The 20275-nt window shown below is 52.1% G+C and carries 12 protein-coding genes and 1 pseudogene; 9 read left to right on the forward strand and 4 right to left on the reverse strand.

Annotated features, from left to right (window positions below; all coding sequences use genetic code 11):
• Window positions 1-159: 159 nt before the first annotated feature.
• A pseudogene (locus QW71_RS37295) lies at window positions 160-2047 on the forward strand (UbiD family decarboxylase).
• Window positions 2048-2055: 8 nt separating this feature from the next.
• Here QW71_RS37295 and QW71_RS24610 read toward each other — a convergent pair.
• Both QW71_RS24610 and QW71_RS24615 read right to left on the reverse strand, forming a co-directional pair.
• Entirely contained in the window at window positions 2056-2439 is a 384-nt protein-coding gene (locus QW71_RS24610; protein ID WP_039305190.1) for a hypothetical protein, read from the reverse strand.
• Window positions 2440-2678: 239 nt separating this feature from the next.
• Window positions 2679-3851 (reverse strand): copper amine oxidase N-terminal domain-containing protein, encoded by a 1173-nt coding sequence (locus QW71_RS24615; RefSeq protein WP_235441536.1) that lies wholly within the window; start codon window positions 3849-3851, stop codon window positions 2679-2681.
• Window positions 3852-4069: 218 nt separating this feature from the next.
• Between QW71_RS24615 and QW71_RS24620 the strand changes: the two genes are divergently transcribed.
• The 8 genes from QW71_RS24620 to QW71_RS37305 all read left to right on the forward strand — a co-directional run bounded on the left by QW71_RS24620 (window position 4070) and on the right by QW71_RS37305 (window position 16973).
• On the forward strand, window positions 4070-4483 hold the full coding sequence (locus QW71_RS24620; protein ID WP_039305194.1) for a VOC family protein: 414 nt from the start codon (window positions 4070-4072) through the stop codon (window positions 4481-4483).
• Window positions 4484-4521: 38 nt separating this feature from the next.
• On the forward strand, window positions 4522-5097 hold the full coding sequence (locus tag QW71_RS24625; RefSeq protein WP_039305197.1) for a GNAT family N-acetyltransferase: 576 nt from the start codon (window positions 4522-4524) through the stop codon (window positions 5095-5097).
• A 140-nt stretch (window positions 5098-5237) separates the two neighbouring features.
• Window positions 5238-5498, forward strand: a complete 261-nt coding sequence (locus QW71_RS39985; RefSeq protein WP_152679851.1) for a hypothetical protein — start codon at window positions 5238-5240, stop codon at window positions 5496-5498.
• Window positions 5499-5532: 34 nt separating this feature from the next.
• Window positions 5533-9630 carry a choice-of-anchor I family protein gene (locus tag QW71_RS24630; protein ID WP_235441537.1) on the forward strand — a complete coding sequence of 1366 codons (4098 nt, stop codon included), beginning with the start codon at window positions 5533-5535 and terminating at the stop codon, window positions 9628-9630.
• 166 nt (window positions 9631-9796) lie between these two features.
• On the forward strand, window positions 9797-10714 hold the full coding sequence (locus QW71_RS24635) for a YafY family protein (protein WP_039305309.1): 918 nt from the start codon (window positions 9797-9799) through the stop codon (window positions 10712-10714).
• Between the two features lie 278 nt (window positions 10715-10992).
• A complete protein-coding gene (locus tag QW71_RS38205) occupies window positions 10993-14979 on the forward strand; it encodes a PAS domain S-box protein (protein WP_083442711.1) in 3987 nt (1328 codons plus the stop codon).
• On the forward strand, window positions 14980-16074 hold the full coding sequence (locus tag QW71_RS24645) for a two-component system response regulator (RefSeq protein ID WP_039305203.1): 1095 nt from the start codon (window positions 14980-14982) through the stop codon (window positions 16072-16074).
• 653 nt (window positions 16075-16727) lie between these two features.
• Window positions 16728-16973, forward strand: a complete 246-nt coding sequence (locus QW71_RS37305; RefSeq protein WP_052770168.1) for a hypothetical protein — start codon at window positions 16728-16730, stop codon at window positions 16971-16973.
• 497 nt (window positions 16974-17470) lie between these two features.
• On the opposite strand, the gene QW71_RS24655 is transcribed toward QW71_RS37305, so the two are convergent.
• Together QW71_RS24655 and QW71_RS24660 are read right to left on the reverse strand one after the other, a co-directional pair.
• Entirely contained in the window at window positions 17471-18865 is a 1395-nt protein-coding gene (locus QW71_RS24655; protein WP_235441538.1) for a helix-turn-helix transcriptional regulator, read from the reverse strand.
• A gap of 195 nt (window positions 18866-19060) precedes the next feature.
• Window positions 19061-20218 carry a glycosyltransferase family 1 protein gene (locus QW71_RS24660; RefSeq protein WP_039305206.1) on the reverse strand — a complete coding sequence of 386 codons (1158 nt, stop codon included), beginning with the start codon at window positions 20216-20218 and terminating at the stop codon, window positions 19061-19063.
• Window positions 20219-20275 lie beyond the last annotated feature (57 nt).

A 20275-nucleotide genomic window follows, 5' to 3' on the forward strand; every position in this document is an offset into this window, starting at 1 on the left:
CCGGAGCAGTCCGGTTAACAAGTATAATAAAGGCTCTGGATAGAAGAAGGCAAGACAGCAGGTGAATTAGCCCAGGTTCATTCCGGCGGCAATTGACCTGGGCTGCGCTCTCACGGATAATATAGAGGTTCATATTCTTTACAGGATCGGGGTAGAAGCATGTCATATCGTAATATGGAAGAATGCATTATTGACTTGGAGAAGCACGGACATTTAATTCGCATACATGAGGAAGTTGACCCGCATCTGGAGATGGCGGCGATCCATATGAAGGTCTATGAAGCGGGCGGTCCAGCATTGCTGTTCGAGAATGTCAGAGGCTCGAAGTACCGCGCGGTATCGAATCTGTTCGGGACGATCGAGCGCAGCAAATTCATCTTCCGGGATACCTGGCAATCCTCCCAGGATGTTATCGCTTTGCGCAGCAATCCCATGAAGGCGCTCAAGCAGCCTTTCAAATATATTGGAACCGCCCTTGCAGCCAGAAAAGCACTTCCGCTGAAGAAACAGGGCAGTGCTCCTGCCGGTTTCGAGGAGATTCAAATCTCCGATCTTCCCCAGATCAAGCACTGGCAGGGAGACGGAGGGGCATTTGTCACGCTTCCGCAGGTGTATTCGGAAGATCCGGACAAGCCGGGGATCATGAACTCCAATCTCGGGATGTACCGGATTCAGCTTAGCGGGAATGAGTACGAGATGAATAAGGAAGTAGGCGTGCATTACCAGATTCACCGCGGCATCGGCATACATCAGTCCCAGGCCAATAAACGCGGCGAGCCGCTCAAGGTGAGTTGCTTCATCGGCGGGGGGGGGGGGGAACCGCGGCGAGCCGCTCAAGGTGAGTTGCTTCATCGGCGGGCCTCCGGCGCATACGCTGTCGGCGGTGATGCCGCTGCCGGAGGGCTTAAGCGAAATGACCTTTGCCGGGCTGCTGGCCGGACGCCATTTCCGCTACACCTATGTGGACGGATTCTGCATCAGCAGTGATGCCGATTTCGTAATTACCGGAGAGATTCATCCCGGTGAGACGAAGCCGGAAGGTCCGTTCGGGGATCATCTGGGCTACTACAGCCTGACCCATCCGTTTCCGGTGATGAGAGTGCATAAGGTCTATGCCAAGCGAGGGGCCATCTTCCCGTTCACGGTTGTCGGCCGTCCGCCGCAGGAAGACACCGCCTTCGGAGAATTGATCCACGAGCTGACCGGCGGGGCGATCCAGTCGGAGGTTCCGGGCGTCAAAGAAGTGCATGCCGTAGATGCCTCGGGAGTGCATCCGCTGCTATTCGCCATCGGCAGTGAACGCTATACGCCTTATCAGCAGCTTAAGCAGCCGGCGGAGCTTCTGACCATCGCCAACCGCATTCTCGGAACCGGACAGCTCAGTTTGGCGAAATATCTGTTCATCACCGCAGAAGAGGACCAGCCGGTCAGCACGCATGATATTGAAGGGTTCCTGACGTATATCCTGGAGCGGATTAATCTTCACCGCGATATTCACTTCCAGACGAATACCACCATAGATACGCTGGATTATTCCGGTACCGGGATCAACAGCGGCAGTAAGGTGGTATTCGCTGCGGTAGGCGAGCAGAAGCGGAGCCTATGCACGGAAGTGCCTGGGATTCTGCAGGCACAGCAGAGCTGGGGACCGGCGGCGATGATTATGCCGGGCGTTGTGGCGCTGCAAGGCAAGCCGTTCGTGGATTACCAGTCAGCAGCAGAGGAAATCGCCGGCCTGTGTGCCGCCATTGCAGAGCAGGGGCCGCTCGATTCCTGCCCGATGATCATTCTGTGCGACGACAGCGGGTTCATGTCGGAGCATCTGAACAATTTCCTGTGGGCGACCTTTACGCGGAGCAATCCTTCCCATGATATCCACGGGGTGAACAGCAGGGTAGAGCATAAACATTGGGCCTGCGATAATATCATTATCGATGCCCGGGTGAAGCCGCATCAGGCGCCGCCGTTAATCCCCGACCCTGAGGTGCAGAAGAATATACAGCGGGTATTTGCTCCCGGAGCCAGCTTGGGCGGTATGCGGGGATAGAATGGGGCTTACTCCCTGACGGGCACCTCAACTTTAATGTATTCACCTTCACTGTTTAAGACGGCGATTGCTTCTGCTGTAGGGATATCATTAATGGCGTATAACTTGCTGCCTTCAGAGAAAGTAGTGGAGAAGTTGTTGGGAGTATCTGCGATAGGCTCCAGGGACTGCAATGTGATTTCGCCGATTTGTTCCCCTACATCAGTAACCTGCGTTTTCGTAATTTGATAAATCCGGTCATTCCATTTGACACATGGAAAGGCAATGGACCCCGCAGTGCGGACCTCTACGTGTTGACTAGAGGGACCCGGCTGCGGGGTTTGTACTTCTTGGCCGGCAGATGAGCAGGCAGCGAGGAAAATTACGCTTGCGGCAACAATGGACTTCTTCATTCGTCTGGTTAACTCCTTTCAGTAAGCTTTTAGATGGAAAAACGTCACTTAATTATCTTGGCGATACCCAAGCAGCAACATTAACTGGAAAAACGTCACTTAATTCTGCCCATATCTCCATATCCCGCAAGATGAGTTAAATTAAGTGTTGTTTATCCAACTGCAGCTCCATTTAGGAAGATTTCCCCGGAATTAGTTGACGTTTATCCACTTGTTAGCTTGTCTTGAATTTGTTCTATTCACTCTCCGCTGTCAGGCAGTGTATAGGTGTGCACAGTTTCTTTGCTGCCGTCCAGATAGTTAACCGTGAAGGTGAACATATTGCCCTCACGCTTGGTGAACTTAATATGGTCCCCGGGGAACATATAATCTATTTGCTCCACATCAAGCTGGCGTTCAGCACTAAGCAGCTCCTTGTACAGCGGGATTTGCTCGCCGGTAGTACGATTGACGAGTGTCAGGAGGGCTGTATCCAGAGGGCGGACCAGCAGGACATCCTTGTAGACGGCTTCGACATTATAGTAGACATCTTTTGTGACGGTTGCACCCATCAGGTGCGGTAAATCAATCGTTTCACTGACCGCTCCCGTTCCATCCTCAATCAGCCGCAAAGTCTGCCCATCATTCAATACCAGCTTCCCCTCAGACCATTCGGCGGCTGTGCCGAAGGAGGTGTAGGTATCTGTATGCCCCTGACGAATGACACTGCCATTTTTCAAAAGATAGGTGTAGTACCCAGCATGCAAATGCGGTTCGCCGTAAACATTTCTTACTCTCAGCAAAGTCAGCCCTGCCGGTGTATGCTCAAAGGTGAAGTCAATAACATCCAGACCTCTGCCCAGCGTAGCAAGCTTGTGCTTCGTGTTCTGCTTGGTGGTGAGGTACAACTCACCGCTGTCAAGGGAAAGGGAATACACTCCGCCCTCGAAGGTTTCCGAATAGCTGCGGTACATATGCAGATGATTGATCAGCAGAGTCTTTTTTGCAGGGTCCCACCGGACAGGTCCCCCTTCAAGTGCCGCTGCAATAAATTTAACAGGTACATACAGCTCTTGTTTTGACATATACGGAGTGCCGCCTAGCGGAACCTTCTGCCCGTCGAGCACACCGGTGGAGCTGCCCAGCTGCACACTGAAGCTTTTATTCCAGCCGCTGAATGTCGCAGTTTTAGCCGCATTGTTCCACAGGATCTCAATTCCGGTAGCTTTCACCAGATTGGCGGGCATGTAGGAGATTCCATTCTTGATCTGTGCGTTCCCCACTGAACTCCCCGATATACCGCTCTCACTGCTATAGGTAAAGTAGATCTTTACCTCAGAAACAGACTTGGCGGAAGCCGGGACAGCTGGTGTGCCCGTTGCCATTGCTAGCGCAAGTGCGGGGAGGAGTAATATTTTCCGGGTAATCTTCATCGTTCCCATCCTTTCAATAAAAGCGTGATTGCCATGCTCTGGCATTAATCTTCTGTTCCATATTGACGAATATATAGACGAATATAACCATGGAAGGTTTCGGGTGTTTGTAAAAATATGGACGAAGTGATGCTGAGTATGCCCAGTCTCCTGTGGATATGCTACTATGTTGTTTAGAGTGGCAGAATAGCGCTTTCATCCGAAAAGGAGCGAATCATATGACCAAAGAGCTTTGGCTTAATCTCCCTGTAAAGGATCTTAACCGTTCGCGGGAATTCTTCGGCAAGCTGGGATTTGCGTTTCATCCGCGGCATGAAGGCAGTGATGAGATGGCGGGACTAGTCATCGGGGATCAGAAAGTACTGGTAATGCTGGTTCCGGAAGCAACGTTCCGCAGATACACCGGGCAGGAGATTGCTGACACCTCACAAGGGACAGAAGTTCTCTTCTCTATCGATGCTGCCAGCCGGGAGGAAGTAGACGAACTTGTCCGTAAGGCAGAGGAGGCGGGCGGACATGTTTTTGGCAGGCCGAAGCCAGCGGGCGGAGGCTGGATGTACGGCGCAGGCTTCGCTGATCCCGACGGACACCGCTGGAATGTGCTCTATATGGATCAGATACCCGAAAGTTGAAATTAGGGAGTATACACTGCATGTAGGGGGAAACAAAGATGGATGTATTAGAAACGCAGCGATTAATCTTACGAAGCTTCAGAGCAGAAGACGGGGACGATCTGCATGCCTATCTCTCGCAGGAAGAGGTTGTGAGATTCGAGCCTTACGGCGTATATGACCAAGCTGCAAGTAAGGCTGAGGCAGAGCGTCGGGCAACCGATCACGCCTTCTGGGCAGTATGTCTGAAGGACAGCGGCAGACTGATCGGGAACTTGTATTTCCAGCAGCAGAACCCGCCGCAGTTTCAGACCTGGGAGCTGGGCTATGTGTTCAACAGTAACTATCAAGGAAAAGGCTATGCGGCAGAGGCTTGCCGTGAGCTGCTGGCGTACGGCTTCGGCACGCTTGGAATCAGACGCGTAACCGCGCATTGTGATCCGGACAATCATCCGTCATGGCGGCTGCTCGAGCGGCTGAAGCTGCGCCGGGAGGGGCATTTTCTGCAGACAGGTTATTTCAAGCCTGATGAACAGGGCAACCCGGGATGGCATGATACCTATGCCTATGGTGTGTTGGGGAGCGAGTGGATGAGTATGAACCAGAGGGATGATGTTAGCGGTAGATCGCTGTGAGGCTGGCGGAGTAAGTCCATTCCTCATACTAGATTCGTTTCCGGCAGGATAGAGACTCTTAAGTTATTACTAAGGGCATAAATGTTGTACATTGTGCAGCTTTGATTCCTGAATATCTAGGTATGCGGGGGAAATGTTGCATGAAATACAAGAATAGTCCCGCTAAACCGCCAGGTGGAGGAGAAATGTTGCATTTTCTACAACAATATTGGTTTTTGGACTGGTATAGTGAGGAGAATGTTGTATTATGTGCAGGGTTTTACAAAATCTTCGAAGCTATAGCCCCACAGCCCCACTGTGTGGGGCTATTTCCCGTATGCGGCAGCGGCTTTACATTCAGTTTATGTAAATCTTCAAGTGAGCAAATAATCATCTCCTATAGTAGTTTAAAAAGTAGTTAAAAAATAAACTATAGTGTATAGGAGTGACAATCTCTTGAATTCATCCAGTAAAGCCATCCTTTCTCTTCTCCTCGCCGCAGAGCTTGCAGCCGGAACCGCATGGGGCGCAGGCCCGGTTGCCGCAGCCCCTTCAGTCCAGTCAGGCACTCCGTATAACGCTGCCGGCAGCTATGATGTTGCCGTTCCGCACATTGTCGTCAACCAGATTTACGGCGGCGGTGATGCCGGGACAACAGAGGGCTACTTCTCCAAAGGCTTCATTGAGCTATATAATCCTACAGATTCGGATGTGAATTTGAGCGGCTGGTCGGTGCAGTATTCCGATCCCAGCATGAACGGTGCCTGGAGCAAGCTTGTACTGACCGGTACCATTAAAGCGCATGCCTCCTACCTTATTACGGACGGTAAAGTGAATCCCGTCTATCAAAGTGACCTCAGCGGCAAGGGGGATCAGAGCTGGGATGAACTTCTTTTTAATAATAAAGGCATGAAGGTGGTCCTTCTTAGCAGTTCCGCTCAGCTGGAGAACGCAAATCCGTTCCTGGACAAGTCACCGGATTATGTAGATATGATCGGCACAGCCGGCAATGACAACGGTGCTACGATCGACGGCTATGAGGCGGATTATCCGACGGGCAAAACTGGCGGGACCTCCAAGCAAAAGTCAGTGCGCCGCACGGATTACGTGGACACGGACAACAATAAAGCGGATTTTGCGCAAATTACATTCGATAAGCTGGATGGGGCAGCAATGAATCAGCTGAAGCCGCATAACAGTGCCGATGGAGCTTGGGGGATTACGGTTCCTGCCCTGGGCATAGCGACCGCTTCCTTGCCTCAGGCGACTGCAGGGTCGCCCTATTCCGTATCGCTCTCAGTGTATGGCGGAACACAGCCGTATTCCTACTCTGCAGCGGGCCTGCCTGACGGGCTGAGCATTGACTCCGTATCCGGTGCAGTTAGCGGCACTCCGCTGAAATCCGGAACGGCAACGGTAAGTTTCTCTGTATACGACAGTGCATCTCCTTCCAACAAGGCTGAAGCGATGCTCCCGCTGACAGTCCAACCTGAGGCTGCTCCGCTCACTGAGGATGTAATCGACATCACCAAAATTGGCGGGTATGCGGTCGGTACGACCAGTGAGGATGGCGGTGTAGCCGAGATCATTAAGTACAACCGTGATAACGGGAAATTCTACCTTGTCAACGGCTCGACCCATCCGGCATCGGTGGACATCGTGAATCTGAAGGATGGCATTCACCCGGAGAAGGAAACCAGCATCAATGTGGAGCAGCTGTCAGAAACCGGGGGCTTCAGCTACGGTGACTTGACGAGTGTCGATATCAACACGGCCACCAAGCGGATTGCTGTTGCTGTACAGGAAGAAGATGCGCTGAAGAACGGTAAAGTGCTTGTGCTGGATTATGACGGCAGGCTGCTGGAACAATATGAAACCGGCGTACAGCCGGATATGCTTAAATATACGGAAGACGGCCGCTATATTCTTACGGCAGACGAGGCCGAGCCCCGTACACTTGCAGGTGATCCTGAAGGCAGTGTAACGATCATCAATACGGCTGCCAAAGCAGTGAACCTTGTGAAATTCGACGATCCGGCGGTTATTGATGACCTTGTGCACATCCGTGGTGCTGTTGACCCTCAGACCAAGCTGATTACCGGGAAAGGGAGCAAGGCGGATGCTATACGCGATCTGGAGCCGGAGTTCATCGAGCTGTCCGGGGATCAAGCAACAGCGTATGTCTCGCTTCAGGAGAATAACGCGATTGCCGCGGTTGATGTTGTCTCCGGGAAGCTGTTATGGGTTAAGGGCCTTGGATTCAAGGATTTAAGCAAGCCGGAGAATAAGCTTGATTTGATAAATGACAGTACGATCCATCTGGAGAATGTGCCGTTTAAAGGAGTCTACATGCCGGACGGCATCAGCCAATATACGGTAAACGGCAAAACCTATTTGTTTACAGCCAACGAAGGGGATGCCACAGAATGGGACAGCAAGGAGAATGCAACCAAGATCAGCAAAGTGAAAGGTCTGCTAAATCCGGATTCTGCTGCGGCCAAGTTCCTGAACGGCACCACGAAATATGACGGGGTAGAAGTGATGTCCGATATGGGAAACGACGATATATACCTGTACGGAGGGCGTTCTTTCTCAGTATGGGATGCGGCGGACATGACGCAGGTTTATGACAGCGGCAGCGATTTTGAACAGATTACAGCTGAACGTCTGCCTGGCTATTTCAACGCAAGCAACAGCAATACGACACTTGACAGCCGCAGCTCCAAAAAAGGGCCGGAACCTGAATATGTCAAGGTAGGCACGGTGGGGAAAAGAGCGCTGGCCTTCACCGGACTAGAGCGCATCGGCGGTCTGATGACTTACGATGTAACCAATCCCGGGCAGCCGCAGTTTGTGAATTATATCAATTCCCGCGAATTCACACCTAAAAATAATCTGGAGACCGACACCGGGCCGGAAGGGATTGATTTCATCCCGGCAACGGCCAGTCCGACCGGACTGCCGCTCGTGCTGGTCGCCAACGAGGTCGGGGGAACGGTTGCCGTCTACCAGCTGAACGTGACGAAAATTACATTGGACCAGTCCTCGCTGTCTCTGACAGCCGGAGGAACGGCAGCAGTGCTCAAGGCGACGGTCCAGGCCAGCGGAGGCGCCGGGGGCACGCTCAGCTGGAGTTCATCCAATGCTGCTGTCGCTTCTGTCGATCAGACAGGCAAAGTAACACCGCATGCCGCGGGAACGGTTGTTGTCTCGGTATACAGTGCGGACGGCTATGGTGTAGCTGAATCGCAGGTAACGGTTGCGGCTGCTGGTCCGGTTGCCAGCTTACCGGGGGCGGGTTCTTCCGGTGGAAGCGTGCCCTCACCTGTTGCAGCCTCTGCGGCTGCGGTAACTATAGAAGGCGGCAAAGCGGTTATGGAGCTGAAGGGACAAGTAGATGCAGAAGGTAAACTCAGCCTGTCGGTAACCGCTGCTGAAGTGGCAGCAGCACTTGAGACCCTGAAGACTTCAAGTGCCAGGGAGCTTGTATTGCATATCATTTCGGGTCATGCGGCCGAAGCGGTATCGCTGAAGATTCCAGCCGCAGCATGGGCTCAGATTGCCGGCAGTTCGCTGGAGGCAGTGAGTGTGACCGGAGGACCCGGTGCAGTTACATTCGACCGGGCTGCCTTCTCCGCCATTCATGCGGCGGCAGGCAATGAAGATGTCAGCCTGACCATCGCCAAAGCTGATATTGGCAGTGTCTTAACCGGTCAGGGAGCGGGTTTAGCCAGCATCATTGGCAGCCGCCCGGTGCTAAGCCTAATGGTTCAGGCCGGAACGCAGACGCTTACGAGCTTCGGTGAAGGTACGGTGGATGTGAGCATCCCTTATACACTGGCGTCCGGCGAAGATGCCAATGCGGTTGCTGCCTATCATGTCGCGGCAGGCGGCGAACGGGTTGCCCTTCCAGGCAGCAGCTATGATCCGGGGAACGGCCTGCTCTCCTTCCGCACGAAGCATTTCTCGGTGTACGCGGTTGGCTACAATAAGCTTGCATTCGCGGATACGGCAAGCAGTTATGCCAAGGACTCCATTACGTTCCTTGCGGCACGCGGCATTGTTACCGGGGTCTCCGCCGAGAATTTTGGCCTGAAAAGCAAGCTGAGCCGCGGCGATGCCGCGCTGCTCCTCGCCCGTCTGGCCGGGGCAGAGCTGGAGCCCTCAGCTGCCGGCAGCTTTACGGATGTGAAGCCGGGGGACTATTATGCGGCCGCTGTGGATTGGGCGAATGCGGGCGGAATTGTCCAAGGAACGGGAGAGGGAAGATTTGAGCCCAAGGCAGCGGTCACACGCGAGCAGCTTGCGGTAATGATGATCCGTTTGTCAGATTCATTAAAATGGAGTCTGCCGGCAAACGGCAGTTCAGCGGCCTTTGCAGATCAGCAGTTGATTAGCTCTTATGCAGTGCAAGCCGCCGCAACTGCAGTGCAGGCCGGCATACTCTCCGGTCAGGCCAGCGCTGACGGCAGTGTCAGCTTCGCGCCGAAGGCAGCCGCTACACGTGAGGAAACGGCGCATATGTTAGCCAAACTGCTCAAAGCAGTGCAATAATAAACCAATTTAAATGATTCCTGAAGGGTGTTTAGAGGCCATAACGCGGCCTCTGGACACCCTTTTGCCGTTAAAGGGAGCAGTTAGATGCATCATGGAAAAATCCGGAGCTTCGGGATAAGCTACAAGGGACGCATAAGGATGAGGATGGAGCGTGGGGCTGAACATGAAGATTAATCGTTTGCTGGGTATCGTAGTCTATCTGCTCAACCGGGAGACCGTCAGCGGGCGGGTGCTGGCCGGGAAGTTCGAAGTGTCCGCGCGGACCATTCAGCGGGACATTGAAGCGATCAGTCTGGCCGGGATTCCCGTAGGCTCGCTGCAGGGCCTGAATGGGGGCTACTACATCATGGACAGCTTCAAGATGAACAGGCAGCTGCTTCAGCCGCAGGACTATGCGTATATTCTGGCTGCGCTGAGAGGTTTCGTGTCCGGCTATGACGGCAGGCAGGCTCAGGATACGGTGGAGAAAATGGTTGCGCTATCGCCGGATAAAGAGGCGGTTCCGCAAGCTTTTCAGCTGAATCTGGGGGTGCTTCAGGAAGGTGTGGGGACCGGCGAAACCATCGCTGTACTTGAACGAGCGATCCGTGAGAAACATGCTGTCCTGTTCCAGTATACGAATGCCCATCTCGAGGCTTCCTCCAGGCGGGTAGAACCGCTGCTGTTGACGTACAAGTGGTATGCCTGGTATTTATTTGCCTATTGCTGTGAGCAGGAGGATTACCGCCTGTTCCGTCTGTCGCGGATGCGTGATATCTTAGTGCTGTCCGAACCGTTCCCTTCGGATCATGGAGATGCGGAGCTTCTGCTGGCTGGGCATGGTGACAACCGGGTTTATATACATATTAAGCTACTCTGTCCGGTAGAGTATAGAGTGCTGCTGGAAGAGGCTTTGCCGAATGCCAGATTGCTGGAAACACGCGGGCAGAAGCTGGTGATGGGTTTTACGGTACCCGAGGAGGAGCAGGGCTGGTTCGGTATTATCCTGCAGCACAGCCATCAAGTCACTGTTCTAGAACCGGGGTCACTCCGGGAGAAGCTGCTGGCCAGGGCCAGAATGATTCTGGATACCTATAGCTGAAGGGTGACTGAATGCTGTCTTATATAGCCCTGTGGTGATCGCCTGCCGCTTAGGTCCTATGCTGCCGCTTCCTGATTGCGCTTTTATAGGTGAATAATCCGCATGAGTTGCATTAGCCCTTCCGTTCTCCCCTTTGGAGTACAGGAAGGGCTAATTTTTTTGCTGAACAATGTCGAAAAAAAGAGTAGAGGTACGATGACATCTGCGTATAGAATAGATAAGCGCAGATTTGCTTTTGCAGAATGATAAATTGATTGAGGCAAGGGTGGTAACGTCAGATGGATACACATAAAGCCAACACATGGTTAGGAGGATTGGCCGTCTACATTATTGCCTATTTGGCAGCGGTGCTGCTGGATAATCATCTGATGTTTGGAATCGTCACAGTCATGGCGCCTATGCTGGCCTGTCTGTATTACCGGATATCGGGCCCGCCTCCCGCGCTGCTGAGAAGGCCCTTCCGGCTGATCAGTTACGGGTTCTTCCTGTGGGTGATCTGTGATGCGCTGCTGCTGACAGGTTTATACGGCTTCCATTTCTCAGCTAACGACACGTCAACTTTCACCCTTACCGCACTTACGCTCTATTCGGTCACAAGAACGATTATTCTTGTTGCAGTCCTGCAGATGTATGGAATCTTCAGACAGGGCATCAATAAATTACAGGTGCTGTGGGATCAGATCACAACGCTGGAATGCATTGTGGGCAGTATCTGGTTTGTTTTTTTTCAGGACGGGTCATTCCGTTTGGCGGATATGAATTACCGTACCCTGATGCTCTTCTTCTATCTGCTGGCCCCCCTGCTGACCCTGGCCTCACTGATGCTGATCTGGGTGTACATGAAGCGGGAATACCGTACAACGGGCTTCAAGCTGCTGATTGCCTCCATTGCCCTGGTATCGTCCGTGGATCTGGTCCAGGCGCTGAATAATGGGATTATGTCCGGCTACCTCATAGACGGACTCTATAAATTATCCATTGTGTGCATAGCCGCAAGCTGGATTCTGGTTCGCCAGTATCCGATACAGGCGGAGCAAGGGCTTGCCGAACCCCAGCCCGTGACGGAAGGCCGGACCTTGAAGAGCGGAGTGCTGTTCCTGGCGTATCCGGCACTGATTTTTATAATCAAAGGGTTCTCTGTATATGTGTTTCTATATTTCACCATCATTATCATGGCTTATTTCATCGTCCGGCTGTATGCCAAACAGATCGCCTATACGAGAAAATTGCTGGACACCGAAAGGGAGTACAGCGAGAAGCTGCGGCTGTACATGGATGTGGTTGAACAATCCCCATTGTCTATAGTCATCACCGATATGGATAGTCTCATCGAATACATAAATCCTTATTTCACGGAAGTTACCGGTTATTCCAAGGAGGAGGCCGTCGGCAATAAACCATCGATTCTGAGGTCGGACAAGAACCAGGCTGAAACGTACCGGAATATGTGGGAGACGCTGACGCTCGAAGGCAAATGGCAAGGGGAATTCATTAACCGTAAGAAGAGCGGGGAAGAGTACACGGAAGCCGTGATTATCTCTTCTATTAAGAATGAGCGGGGCCAGACCACGCATTATGTGGGCATTAAGGAGAACGTCTCGGAATATAAGCGGATCAAAAAAGAGCTGTCGGACCAGCTGTATTTCACCTCCCAGCTAGTGGATACTTTACCGCATCCGCTATTCTATATGGATGCCGAAGGGAACTTTCTCGGCTGTAATACGGCCTATGAGGAAGCGTTCCAGGTATCCCGCAGGGTCTTTGCGGGAACGCCAATGAGCCGGCTGCCGCATCTCTCGCAGGAGGGATTCGGAATTCTGAGTGAGATGAAGGAAGAAGTGACGGCCAGCGGACTGCCGGCGACCCGGCAGATCCAGCGCAACTTCGCCACCGGGGAAGAGCATGATATTCTCTATTCCCTGTCTGCTTACCGGTTATCTGACGGTACAGTGGGCGGTTACCTGGGGATTCTGACAGATATCAGTGATCTGAAGCATAAAGAGAAGGAGCTGCTCAACAGCCGCAATTTCCTGGATGCGATTATTAACCATATCCCGGTCATGATTAACGTCAAGGATGCGCAATCCTTGAAGATATTCAAGGCAAATCAGGCGGGAGCGTCCTTCCTCGGTTTGACTCCGGAGGAGATGGAGGGCAAGGATAATTACGATTTGTACCCTGAAGAGCTGGCGGGCAAGCTGAACGGCAGTGACCGGAAGGTACTGGAGACGGGCAGGCTCTTCAGCGAAATTGAGATTGTTACCGATGATGCCGAGCGATGCAATCTGAAATATGTGCTGGCTTCGAAGGTGCCGATTCTGGATGCAGAGGGGAAGCCCCTCTATCTCCTTAGTGTGTCCGAGGATATTACAGAAGTGAAGCGCAAGGAGGAGGAGCTGAAATCCGCGCTTAATCTGGCGGAAGAGGCGACAGCTGCCAAATCGCAGTTCCTGGCGAATATGAGCCATGAGATCCGGACACCGATGAATGCCATTATCGGGATGGCTTACCTGGCGCTGAAGACAGAGCTGGATCCTAAGCAAAGTGACTATATCTCCAAGATTCATAATGCCGGAACCTCACTGCTCGGTATTATTAACGAAATCCTCGATTTCTCCAAGGTGGAGTCGGGGAAGCTGGAGCTGGAGAATATTGATTTTGAGCTCCCGGATGTGATCGGGAATGTGGTGGATATCTCAGGACAGACTGCACTGGACAAGGGGCTGCAGATGTCCGTTCAGCTTCCTCCGGATGTTCCGCGCCAGCTCAGCGGCGACCCGCTGCGGCTGGGACAGATTCTTACCAACCTTCTGAGCAACGCCGTTAAATTCACCGAGAAGGGTGAAGTGGTTATTCTGGTAGAAAGAATCAGCATGATCGACAGCATGACGAAGCTTAAATTCAGTGTGCAGGATACAGGAATCGGCATGAGCAAGGAGAGTGAAGGAAAGCTGTTCCAGGCGTTCACGCAGGCGGACAGCTCTACTACAAGAAGATTCGGGGGCACAGGACTGGGTCTGGCCATCAGCCGGAAGCTGGTGGAGATTATGGGCGGCAGCCTGTGGGTCGAGAGTGAGGAAGGGCAAGGGAGTACCTTCGCCTTCACGGCCTGGTTCGGAATTCCTGCTGTGCAAGACTCAGGGGCAAGGGAAATGAGAGATAAAGCAACTGGTGTGAAGGATAAGGATTACGGCCTGTCCGGTGTGCGAGTACTGCTGGTGGAGGATAACGAGATTAATCAGCAGATTGCGGAAGAACTGCTGCTGAGCCAGGGAATGATCATCGACATTGCCGGCAACGGAGCGGAAGCCGTGCAGAAGATTGAGGAGATGTCCGCGGATCAGCCTTATCAGCTGGTGCTGATGGATCTGCAGATGCCGGTCATGGACGGGTTCGAAGCGGCGCGGAGGATCAGGGCCGCAGAAGCTGAGCTGCCGATCATTGCCATGACCGCAAGGACCATGCAGGAGGAGCGGGAACGAAGCTTCACGGCGGGCATGAACGGCCATGTGGCGAAGCCGGTCGATCCGGACATTCTCTTTGCCAAGATCAGCAGGTGGACATCGGATGCTTCCAGGGAGGATCAGCCGGATTACGATGAACGTGAGCACGGCCGTCCGCAGGAGACGCAAGGGACTTCCGGATTCCGCATAGAAGGAATTGATACAGAGAATGGCCTGAGACGTGTCGGAAATAATGAGGCGTTATATATACAGCTATTGCTGAAATATTCAGAGAGCCAGCGCGATACCGCCCGGAAGCTCCGCAGCTTCATTAAGCAGGGGGATGAGGAAGCCGTGTATATGCTGGCTCATAGTCTGAAGGGAGTTGCCGGGAACCTGGGGGTAAAAGAAGTGCAGAAGCTTGCCGATTCGCTGGGCAGATTGCCGAATTATCATGAGCAGCCTGAGAAGCTTGAGGCGCTGGTGCTTAGGCTGGAGGCGGCTGTGCTGGAGAGCTGTACAGCGATTCGCGGGCAATGGGGGTCTGCAGAGCCCTCTGCCGCCCTGATTGCTGAACTTGATCCGGAATCGGTTGCACAGCCTCTGGCTCCTATGGCCGGAAAGCTGCTCGGAATGCTGAAGGACAGTGACAGCGAAGCCGTTGATTATTTCATTTCGGTGCGTAGTCAGCTTGCAGGATTTATGCAGCGAGAGCAGCTGATTCAGCTGGCTGACTGTCTGAACCGGTTCGAATATGAGGCTGCGATAGAAATGATTGAAACGGTAATACAAGAAAGTAATTATGAACAGAGGTTGATATAAATGCTGGACACTAGACCTGTAATCCTGGTAGTTGACGACACGCCGGACAATATCTCACTTCTCAGCGGGCTGCTGAAGGAGCAATACAAAGTAAAGGTAGCCACCAACGGGGAAAAAGCATTGCAGGTGGCCAAAGCCTCACCTCCTGATCTGATCCTGCTGGATATTATGATGCCGGTTATGGATGGCTATGAGACCTGCCGCCGGCTTAAGGAAGACGGAGAGCTGAGAGAGGTTCCGGTTATCTTTTTGACGGCCAAGGAAGAGGTGGAGGATGAGAATCTGGGATTTGATCTGGGGGCCGTAGATTATATTACGAAACCGATTAGTTCGCCGATTCTGCTGTCCCGTGTCAAAACCCATCTCACCCTGAAGCAGTCCAAGGATTTCCTTGCGGACAAAAATGAGTTCCTTGAGGCGGAAATCTCCCGGCGGATTAAGGAAATCTCGCTCATCCAGGAAGTCTCGGTTATGGCGATGGCCGCGCTTGCCGAAATGCGTGACTCGGAGACCGGCAATCACATTCAACGGACGAAGCTCTACATTGAAGAGCTGGCCACCCAGCTAAGCCGGACGGGAAAATATGCGGAGGTGCTGAGTCCGGAGCATATTAACCTGATTGTGACTTCTGCGCCGCTGCATGATATCGGCAAGGTGGGCATTCCTGACCACATCCTCCTGAAGCCGGGGGCGCTGACCCGCGAGGAATTCGAAGTGATGAAGACGCACACGACACTCGGCAGGGAAGCCATTCTGCGGGCAGAACGGCTTATGGACAAGCCGGAGACTTTTCTGCGCTTCGCCAAGGAAATTGTCTATTCCCATCATGAGAAATGGAACGGGACCGGATATCCCGAGCAGATTGCCGGTGAACAGATTCCCCTGTCAGCCCGGCTGATGGCGGTAGCCGATGTCTACGATGCGCTTACGAGCAAGCGGGTATATAAAGATGCAATGCCGCATGAGGAGGCGGTCGGCATTATAGTAGGCGATGCCGGAATACATTTCGATCCTGACATCGTGAAGGTATTCGTGAAGAACAAGCATAAATTCAAGGAAATCGCCGAGCGGTATACCAGCGAGCTGGCAGGATGACCGGTCGTGGAATGGAAAATAGTGAAAATGAATAGATCCGGCTCACCCCTCATAGAAGTTACTGATACTTTAAGGTTATACAGATCAATCTGGAGGACCGTTCACTGCATATACGGATTGCGCAGATTGTTTATTTTGAGGGGCGCTGGCTTCATATGTGTAGCTTGGCGGTATGAAATAAGCAACAATGCTATAAAGATCTTTTTTCATCCCTTACGGGGTGGAGGAAGGTCTTTTTTTTAGAAGCGGTTTTGAGCCGCCGACCCGGGTACAATCTGCTGATTCGTACGCCTTGATTAGGGGCTTAAGAGAACGAGAGTGGAGACGAGCCGAATGTATGCGAAAAACCGAATACAATGTGCCAACGATAGGGTAGATGAGCCGAATGTATGCGAAAAACCGAATACAATGTGCCGGAACCGATAGGTAGCGATGAGCCGAATGTATGTTAAAAACCGAGTACAATGTGCCAACGATAGGGCTGATGAGCCAAATGTATGCGAAAAACCGAATACAATGTGCCAACGATAGGGTAGATGAGCCGAATGTATGCGAAAAACCGAATACAATGTGCCAATGATAGGGTAGACGAGCCGAATGTATGCGAAAAACCGAATACAATGTGCCAGTGATAGGGCTGGTGAGCCGAATGTATGCGAAAAACCGAATACAATGTGCCAGTGGCCGGACTGAAGCAGATCGTTAACCTAGCCGCAGAAGGAGATTCCACGATACCCGAAAGGCAAGCAATTCTGGAAGCCCACAAGCTCGAGCTTCAGCGCAGACAGGAGGAGCTGGACCGGGCTTTTACAGCGGTAAATATGAAGCTGTCACGGTATGAGACGATCCTGAAAGGCCAGCCGGACCCCGATGCAGGTAACCCTATGGGATTGTGCTGAGCCTAGCTTTTATAGGGCATCGAGCTTCTGAACCCAGTAAAATATAGCTTCACCTACTGCCTGCGGCTGCTCTCGTCAATATAGTGGAGACGGTGGCCTTTCACTTCCGCGTAATGCGAGTCGAACGGGAAGTCCGCGCGGATAGGAGGGGGGGTCAGAACGAGCTCCGGTCATGCAGCTTCAGCTCCTTAGCTATCAATATTAGTTCCTCACAGGATCTTCAATTTCCTCAGTATTTTACCTTCCCTCCTTCCGTTGATTAGTTGCTGGCAGTTCCACTATACTTCAAATTTAAGTCTATTTCCGCAAAAAAGACACTCCCGGGTCCGGGAGCATCTTAGGACTATCGTTATACTATTTTCTTAATAATAATATTTAAATATATACAGACTTAACCCTCACCCGCACCATGACCCATAGTAGAAATTAATTGGGAGCTATTAAGATCTGTTGTGAATCCGATACCTCCAACCGGTAAAATAATTACAAGTAGCAGACTAAACGAAGTTAGAAACATGATGAACTTTTTGGTCATTTGGATCCTGCACCTCTCTAATTAGAAATTTATACTGCGCTTGCTCTTCTTCGCTTGCCTCATGCCGGTGCTGCTCAAACAAATTCACGCATTTAATGATTAGGCTTTCATTATTAATTCTAACGGATGATTCCAAACTTTTGAGTATTACGCTAATTCCATCGTGCCGTTTGTTGTGTAGATTATACATGGCTAGTTCAGTGAGGAATCTGGCATGCTGGTCTGCAATAATCTGATGATTATATTTGCCGAAGCCGGAGTTGTAAGGTTCATAAGGAACATGCTTGGAAAACCTGGCAAGAATGTAATCTATATTCCATCCATAGCGGTTTGCTGATTTAATGATATTATAGACAGCTGTAAAAACCTGCCCCTCGTGGTTAGAGATATAGTCTACATAATCCTGCAGCCCCTCATATTGCCCGGCCATTACACGGTAGAGGTAGGTGTTTGCCGTTCCCCAAAGCTTAAATTGAGCTAACGTCTCCCGGACCTCATCACTGTCTTCCTGTATCCAGTCTGCATCCATATATTGTGGAATAAGATCCAGAGCCGCTGTATAGTCCCCATACTCTTCCTGCACACTGGAGCGCATAAGATAGGAATATAGAATGTAGAAGTATAACGGTTTCTCAGGAGCTTTCTCGCTTCTGTCCTTGCGGCCGGAGGGATACTGGAAATTGTAGCTGAGCGTAGCCAAACGGAGCATCTCCAGTGCCAGCTCATCTACCTTGTCCCACTTGTGCAGTGAATAATAGACATGCATCAGATGTTTCAGCCCATCCAGCTGATCCGCTACCTCTAACCGCTCAATATAGCATTCAAAAAGAAGAGCCGCCTGCAGATTGAGGACTTGGCTGTCACCAATGGAAATGCGGAATAAGCGGTATTGGCATATAGCAAGCCGTTCGGAATGCTGATACTTCTCACTTGCACTCACATTCTTGTACAGAACCGCTGCTGCCTGCCATTGGCCCTCCTGAAACAAGCCTTCGGCCACTTCAAACAGCATGGGTGCATAGATTAAATTGTCGAGCAGATTCCTAACCACAAGTTCAATACAGTCAAGCCGCCCAAGCTCTGCTGAACTCAGAATGAACGGGCGCAGACGCCGCCAGGTTGGTGCTGAATGATAGAAGCATTCGTCCACATACAAACTATAGAAATGGTCCTCCGGTACTCCCATCCCCCGGGTAATCAATTCCAAATGACTCATGGCGATCGGCTGCTGGCCGTTAAGCAAACGGCTGAGCGTTCCCGAATTAATGCCGGTCTGTATGGAGAATTGATTAATGGACATATGCTGTGCAGAGAGATAAGCCTCTAAATGACTGCGAATCGTGGCTGCAGGCTCCAAAGAAACACCACCAATCCAATACCATAATTTAGGTCCTTAATGTTATAAGTGTATAATATGCGCCATTATACCACCGGTCAAGAGCGTGATTGGTAGAAACAGTGAACAACAGGAAAAAGCATCCCCAATGTAACAGGAACGCTCTTCCGAATTTTTGCAGATGGTGATAGGAGACGCTTAGCTTCTGAAGCTGGACTAGGCAGTGAAAATACCCGATCTTCCTTTAGTCTTCCGGCTATCGATCACCTCTTCGTAATCCTTGATCAATCCGTCGAAAATATGCTCCCAGGAACGTCCGAGCGCGAGGCGCCGCCCTTCCCGGCCCATAGATGCCCGCAGTGCATGCTGGGCGGCTAGGGTACTAATTCCGTGTGCCAGCGCTGCCGGATTACGGGGTTCGAACGGATTCCCGGTGACACCGGGAACGACCAGATCCCTGGTGCCGCCAGCATCTGCGGCGATGACCGGCAGCCCCGAAGCCATGGCTTCAAGCACGACATTGCCGAAGGTTTCCGTGCAGGAAGGGAAGACAAACAGGTCGGCTGAAGCGTACAGCTCCGCCAGCTCTTCACCATGCTTCACACCGGTAAAGGTTACGTTGTCCGGTGCCTGTGATTTGAGCTCAGGCAGGAGCGGCCCGTCTCCGACAATCAGCAGCTGCACACCGGAGCGTACGGATTCCGGCAGAAGCTGCATGGCGAGCAGTAGGGTGGTGATATCTTTTTCCGGGGCAATCCGTCCGACATAGAGCATAACCAGAGGCGCGCGCATACCATATCGCTCCCGCAACTCTACACTTCGTTTCTCAGGAGAATAGAGAGTGCAGTCGACGCCTCTGGACCACAGGAGCAGTCTCATGAAGCCCTCTGCGCGCAGCGAGGCTAAGGTCTCCTGGGAAGGGGCCAGCACAGCATCGCAGGAACGGTGAAACCACTTCATATATTTCCAGTAGAGCGGGACAATTCTTCTCATTTTGTAATATTCCAGGTAACGGTCGAAGTGGGTGTGGTAGGAGGCAACATGAGGGAGCTGCTGCTTGCGGGCATAGCGGAGGCCGGATAAGCCGATGTTGAACGGGGTGGCCAGATGGATCAGATCAGGGGCGAAAGCCGTTAGTTCACTTTGAATAGAGGACATGCCCGGCAAGGCCAGCCTGCACTCGGGATACAGAAAAAACGGGATGCTGGCGATGGGGCGGACGGGATCTGGGTAGCTGCTCTCCGGTGCGGACTTAGGAGTAAACAACAGATGCTCAATCCCCCTGCGGTGCAAATGGCCGGTTAACCGGCTAAGCGTGCGGGCAACACCATTGGTCTGCGGAAGAAACGTGTCCGTGAATAGAGCCAGACGCATCGGAATCCCTCCCTGTATTCTTGTTGCCTTGAGCTTAGCAGGCGAATATTTCAAGGA

Origin of the sequence: Paenibacillus sp. IHB B 3415, assembly GCF_000802655.2 — a bacterium.
Taxonomy (GTDB): domain Bacteria; phylum Bacillota; class Bacilli; order Paenibacillales; family Paenibacillaceae; genus Paenibacillus_AQ; species Paenibacillus_AQ phytohabitans.